This window comes from Paraburkholderia sp. UYCP14C, from assembly GCF_004197395.1.
Classification (GTDB): domain Bacteria; phylum Pseudomonadota; class Gammaproteobacteria; order Burkholderiales; family Burkholderiaceae; genus Paraburkholderia.
Window position 1 is genome coordinate 1 of the sequence record NZ_SELS01000150.1, and the last position, 5,522, is coordinate 5,522.

6 protein-coding genes are annotated in these 5,522 nt (G+C 58.2%); 4 read left to right on the plus strand and 2 right to left on the minus strand.

The annotated features are described in order from the left end of the window. Positions 1–142: 142 nt before the first annotated feature. Together EVC45_RS43225 and EVC45_RS43230 are read right to left on the minus strand one after the other, a co-directional pair. A complete protein-coding gene (locus tag EVC45_RS43225) occupies positions 143–760 on the minus strand; it encodes an acyl-homoserine-lactone synthase (protein WP_129964179.1) in 618 nt (205 codons plus the stop codon). A 212-nt stretch (positions 761–972) separates the two neighbouring features. Next, the gene (locus EVC45_RS43230) at positions 973–1,416 is read right to left on the minus strand and encodes a DUF4902 domain-containing protein (RefSeq protein WP_129964180.1); all 444 of its coding nucleotides are present in this window, start codon (positions 1,414–1,416) and stop codon (positions 973–975) included. A 71-nt stretch (positions 1,417–1,487) separates the two neighbouring features. Between EVC45_RS43230 and EVC45_RS43235 the strand changes: the two genes are divergently transcribed. The 4 genes from EVC45_RS43235 to EVC45_RS43250 all read left to right on the plus strand — a co-directional run bounded on the left by EVC45_RS43235 (position 1,488) and on the right by EVC45_RS43250 (position 4,681). Beyond that, positions 1,488–2,207, plus strand: a complete 720-nt coding sequence (locus tag EVC45_RS43235; protein ID WP_129964181.1) for an autoinducer binding domain-containing protein — start codon at positions 1,488–1,490, stop codon at positions 2,205–2,207. 618 nt (positions 2,208–2,825) lie between these two features. Beyond that, positions 2,826–3,365, plus strand: a complete 540-nt coding sequence (locus tag EVC45_RS43240) for an AidA/PixA family protein (RefSeq protein ID WP_129964182.1) — start codon at positions 2,826–2,828, stop codon at positions 3,363–3,365. A gap of 176 nt (positions 3,366–3,541) precedes the next feature. Beyond that, entirely contained in the window at positions 3,542–4,162 is a 621-nt protein-coding gene (locus EVC45_RS43245; RefSeq protein ID WP_248295510.1) for an inclusion body family protein, read from the plus strand. Positions 4,163–4,489: 327 nt separating this feature from the next. Beyond that, entirely contained in the window at positions 4,490–4,681 is a 192-nt protein-coding gene (locus tag EVC45_RS43250) for a hypothetical protein (RefSeq protein WP_129964183.1), read from the plus strand. Positions 4,682–5,522 lie beyond the last annotated feature (841 nt).

A 5,522-nucleotide genomic window follows, 5' to 3' on the forward strand; every position in this document is an offset into this window, starting at 1 on the left:
TCATGCCGCGCTTTCTCAGGCTCTGGTTATACGCCCGCGCGTTCGTCACCCGGTACCCCGGCTTCTTGCGCTTGCGCCGTTCACCCGTTTTTAGTCTGGCTTTATATGGCATTATTCAAGCTGGCTTCATGATGTTGCGCTTTTACACAACCCGTAGCATCTTTGCAATACCCCCATCCGGACAAAGCCGTGCCGCAAGGGTCTGGCAGTCGATATCGATCCAGCAGGCGACCACCATTCTGCCATCGATGCAATGCGCCGCTCCCGCCCGGTGCGTGTGAATGCCGATACGCCGGAAGAGTCTTTCCATGCTGAGGAACGTGACGCCGATCAGCTGTCGCGCGCCCAGTTGTGTGGCGCATCGCACGACGGATGCAAGCATCGGGCGTACGAACCAGGCGAGATTGCCTTGCTCCGGGTGACCGGCGGCGACGGGGCTCGCCGCGAAGCGGGAAAGCTCCCACACGTCGGGGGATCTGGGAACTGACATTCCCTCCGCGAGCAGAAACGGAAACATCTCCTGCAGAAGATAGGAGCGCGTGGTCGGCAGCAGCCGCGCGCAGCCACAGATCGCCCCGGCTTCGTCATGCGCGACCACATAAACCGTATCTTCGCGGTCATACTGGTCGCGCTCGAAACGGTCGTCGGCCATAGGCAGGCGCCATCCGAGCTGCTCGACGAATATCTGATGCCGGTATTGCGCGAGAGCGGCCTCGATACCTTCGGGTAGCTGCCCGTCTCCATAAACAACAGTCCGCATCGCGCCCTCAGTTCTTTTTTAAGGAGCGCACTACAGCATGCGAAGGCACGTCGGATAACTGTCAATGTTGACAGGACGTGCGGCGGCGCATCACCATTTCTCGCAGGGCGTGCCTCTCGCATATTGAGATTGAAAACCGGACTGATTTTGTTTATAAATGAGCGGCGGGTGTTTTAAACGGTTGCGCCCGAACGCCTCAACGCGCTGCCCTGTCAGTGCAGGCGGGAGATAACAACATGCTGTTCGCGCAGGGAGAGGGGAATGGCGGCCGCGACCCTACACGGCCAGTTCAATCGTGCGAGTCGGCGGATGAGCGCTTGCGCGGTGCGCGCCATACCCAGATCGGTGCCGAAGCAGTCGACGCCCATGATGTTGCTTCTCACGTCACCCCCGGCGATCAGCAGTGCGCCCGAAGCGCCGTCGAGATACCAGTCCCATCCCACTGACACGCGAGCAGTTCCGGGATGAAGTGCCCCCTGCCATTCTGTGTACCCCGCATGGAGCACGTCAACGGCGTCGGCACGCAGGCCCGCCTGCAGTTCGTCGTCGAGGCCCGATGACACATGAACCAGTTCCAGGCTTGCCAGCGTGTGCTCGGGAATACGGACATAGCCATCGGGCGACGGGGTGTGAAGCGGTAGTGGAGTGAGTTTCATCGGGTAACTGCACCTGTTCGTCGAACCAGCGGGAGTCCACTGCAATATGGCCTCGCTACAGCGGGAAGGCAATGGAACCGTACTTTCAGGATGCTTACCAGCAGTGTCACGCGGCGCGGGACGAACATCAACTGTTTCAGCAGGTCGCGTCTTTCGCGAAGCAGCTCGGGTTCGAATACTGTTGCTACGGGATCCGTATCCCCGTGCCAGTGTCGAAACCGGTCGTGGCGACTTTCGACACCTACCCGTCCGGGTGGATGATGCACTATCGGGCGAGCGGTTTTCTGGACATCGACCCGACCGTACGTGCGGGCATGCACAGCACGAACCTGATCGTCTGGCCGGAATCGTCGGATGACGACGCGCCGCGCCTGTGGTCCGACGCGCATGATTTCGGCCTGACCGTGGGCGTTGCCCACTCGAGCTGGGCGGCACACGGAGCCTTCGGGCTTCTGACGATGTCCCGCCACGCTGACGCGCTGACGCCCGCGGAGATCGACAGGCTGTCGCTGCCCATGAACTGGCTGGCGAATCTGTCGCACATGCTGATGAACAGGTTTCTTCTGCCCAAACTTGCCCCAGAGACCCGTGTGACACTGACCGCGCGCGAGCGTGAGGTGCTGTGCTGGACCGGCGAGGGAAAAACATCTTACGAGATCGGGCAGATCCTGAATATTTCCGAGCGCACGGTCAATTTCCATGTCAACAACGTGCTGTTGAAGCTGGACGCCACCAACAAGGTGCAGGCGGTCGTCAAGGCGATCGCAATGGGGCTGATTTATTCGTTCTGAGCGCGCGCTCGTCTGCGATACCCTGCAGACAGGCCGCGACAGGTACCGCGCGTCCGGCGCGCCTTGGGCGCAGTTCAGGTATCTCGAAGGCACCATGCAGACCGCTGATTGATCTTCGTTCGTCTCGTCGCACACGCAGTGAGTGCTAGCTGGCTGACAGGTCGAAGGTCAGTTGCCAGCGAAGGACATCCGGGGACATTGGCAACGCGGTCCGTGATCATGAGTTGCGGCTTCGGGACAGCTTGGTCGATATCGATGCCGGCACGGTGCTTCAACGTAGGATGGCACTGTTGTACGTTTATAGGTCGTCGCGACATGCGCATATACTGACGGGTGCATCAAATAGTGCGCACGTGATCCGCAACCTGTTCAAGGAAAAGCATGTCCGCTACGACGCCTGATCACGTGCGCACTATTTGATGCACCCGTCAGTAAGTCAGATGGGAAAATCGTTTAATCGCGATGGTCTCGGCTGTCAGAATTGACAGGGTAGAGTTTTAACCTTCTTCGTTCTGAGTATGATCAAGAGGTAATTCGACGGGGATTGGGCTGTCATGATTGACAGGCTATTTTCCCTAATGTTGAAGCCAGATTTTAGACGGGAAATCCAAATCGCATATGGACACGAGAACTCACGGAATCGACGTGCTATTGGTCATCGATGCGGCGCACATCAAGAACATTTACGGACCAAACCAGGAGCCGGCACATCCCGTGCGCGTCGCGCCGGATTGTCTGTTCATGATCTGCGCGGGATCGCGCGGCATTGCCGCCACGCAGAACGCGGCGGAACCCGGCATCCGGGTGAAAGCCGGCGACAGCGTGTTCCTCCGGGGGACTTCAATGCAAGGCAACGCAGACGATGCCGTGATTCTTTACAAGGTGCGGCCTGCCTCGGGCGGATGCGTGTTCGAGCGTTTCAAGCCGAACGCTTTCTTGAGGGCGCACATGGTGCAGCCCGATCCTGACTCGCCGGACCACAACGGGTTGCCCGCGCTCGAAAGTGAGGCCAGCTTCTTGAGCTTCGAATCGAAGGTGAAGGCGCTGGGCAGCGAGGTTCTGGAAATGACGTTTGCCCTCTACGCGTTCAACGCCACGAGAACAAGGCAGGAACCCTACGGCTATTACTCATGTAATCACATTGTCACCATTTGTTAATTCGCCGCGAGGTGGATGTGAGATGTCATTTCCGTCGATCTGTTTCAATGAAATGTATATGCGTTCAATGAATATAGGCTAATTTCACATTAGCCTGTCATTTTAGGTGATGGCATTGCATGCCGACCTGTTTACTTTGCTAGTTGTATTCGACCTTAAATAAGACGAAATTACAGGTGACGCGTTTATTGCGCGTTATTCGAAATAAAGTCGTCAACGTCGAAAATTGGAGGATTGACATGGCAGATGTAGACTTGGCGGCATCGACCGCCCACATCCAGATACTCGCAGTCATCGACACGGAACTCATCAAGGCGCAGCATCCCAATCCCAGCAAAGACCCGAAAAAACCGACCGGCCTTGCGCATGTCGGCCAGTTCTTGCTCGTCACCGGCTCGCGAGGCGTCATCAAGGGGCAGGGCACGGCCGATCTGGAATTCATGGCGTACCCGGGCGATCTCGTGTCGTTCACCGGCACGTCGATTCAAGACAATTCCGATGACGCGGTGATCTTGTACAACATCTCGCGTTTCTCGGGCACCGAGGTTTTCAACAAGTTCCAATACAACGCGATCACCCGGAACGGCGCGGTGCAGCCCAACCCCGAATCGCCGGAGCGCAACGGTCTGCCTGCGATCCAGCGCGTGGAAAGCTTTGCGAGCTTCGACTCGCGAGTGATGCAGAGCGGCAGGGAAGGGTTCGGCATCAGCTTCGGGCTTTATACGCTGGTCGGTGGGCAGAAGCAGGAACCGTTCGGTTACTTCTGGTGGGACCCGTATATCACTGTCCCGGCGTGATGGGACGGTGTGCCGTGATCATGCATTCGTGACTCACGGTGTGAGGCGTGGTTCATCCCGGCGTTACACAGGCAGGGCAGAAATGAAAGTGCGGGATAATGTGGCCCACTTTAATTTCGGCATCCCCATCACTTCATCCGTCTGCCCTGTTTCCGTAAAACCGGCTGGCTGCGACCGCAAGATGATGGGCTTTGTCCGGATGGGGGTATTGCAAAGATGCTGCGGGTTGTGTAAAAGCGCAACGTCATGAAGCCAGCTTGAATAATGCCATATAAAGCCAGACTAAAGACGGGTGAACCGCGCAAGCGCAAGAAGCCGGGGTACCGGGTGACGAACGCGCGGGCGTATAACCAGAGCCTGAGAAAGCGCGGCATGATCAGCCTGTATGTGCCGGGCGGCGATCTGAAGGCGCAGCTTGTCAACGCAAAGATCCGTACGCCGGGCGTGTCGGGGCGTGAGCCGACCTACACCACGGCGTACATGGGGTTCGGGGAGCAATGGAACAGCCAACTGACTTAAGCCTCATTTGGACGCCGGAGCGGTCGTAGTTCGCCGCGAGCGACGGCATCCGGTACCGCAAACGAATATCGCCCCAGCAGGTTGATGTGGTCGTGGCCGAAGGGGGAAAGGCGCGCCACGTCTTCAGGACCTGCCTCTTGTCATCGGTATCTCCGCTTGGAAAGATACCGCAACACTGGCATTATTTATGCCAATAATCTGCGGGACGGGACACTAGCGACGCTTCGTTTATTGCAGCGTCCCTTCGCTTTGTGGAATGAGGTTGGATGAATTGCCGTAAATTGACCGATTGACCATCCCGACCCATTCAGAATGACCTACAACTCCTCTGGTATCCCCGGCGCCTACTATCCGAGCACCTCGTATGGTGCCGGCAGTGACAGCGAAGGCGAATCTCCCTCGGCTTACAGCCGTCCACGCAGCAACGCACGCGGCTCCCTGCTGGAACCCCTGCGCTCGAGGTCATCCCGTGACGACGGGGAGCCCTCAGGAGGCGCAGGAGTGTTTCCCAGGCAGACACAACAGTTGGGCGCCTACCTTGTGGGTCGCCGCCTAGTCGGTCGCTTCGATAGTGATCCCCAGGTGGCTCGCCTCAAACAGGCCAACGACACGGTTCATGAAGCACGCGAGGCACTCTCCTTCGGGCGGGGAAATGTGTCCATGGATCTGGACATAACCGACGGGGAAAGCGGCCAGCGAGTGGCGGCGGGTCGAGTGCTCACGAAGCGGCTCGAGGACAGCGGTGCCGCACTGGGCGTGTCCCATACAGGGGTTCCAAGCCGGAACCGCAGAAATTTTCGAAGTCTTTTTGATTCAGCAGGTTAGCCGCTATTTCCGGGCG

Excerpts from the sequence above, each read along its gene's own strand:
- EVC45_RS43225 (WP_129964179.1), bottom strand. The coding sequence starts at position 760 with ATGCGGACTGTTGTTTATGGAGACGGGCAGCTACCCGAAGGTATCGAG.
- EVC45_RS43230 (WP_129964180.1), bottom strand. The coding sequence starts at position 1,416 with ATGAAACTCACTCCACTACCGCTTCACACCCCGTCGCCCGATGGCTAT.
- EVC45_RS43235 (WP_129964181.1), top strand. The coding sequence starts at position 1,488 with ATGGAACCGTACTTTCAGGATGCTTACCAGCAGTGTCACGCGGCGCGG.
- EVC45_RS43240 (WP_129964182.1), top strand. The coding sequence starts at position 2,826 with ATGGACACGAGAACTCACGGAATCGACGTGCTATTGGTCATCGATGCG.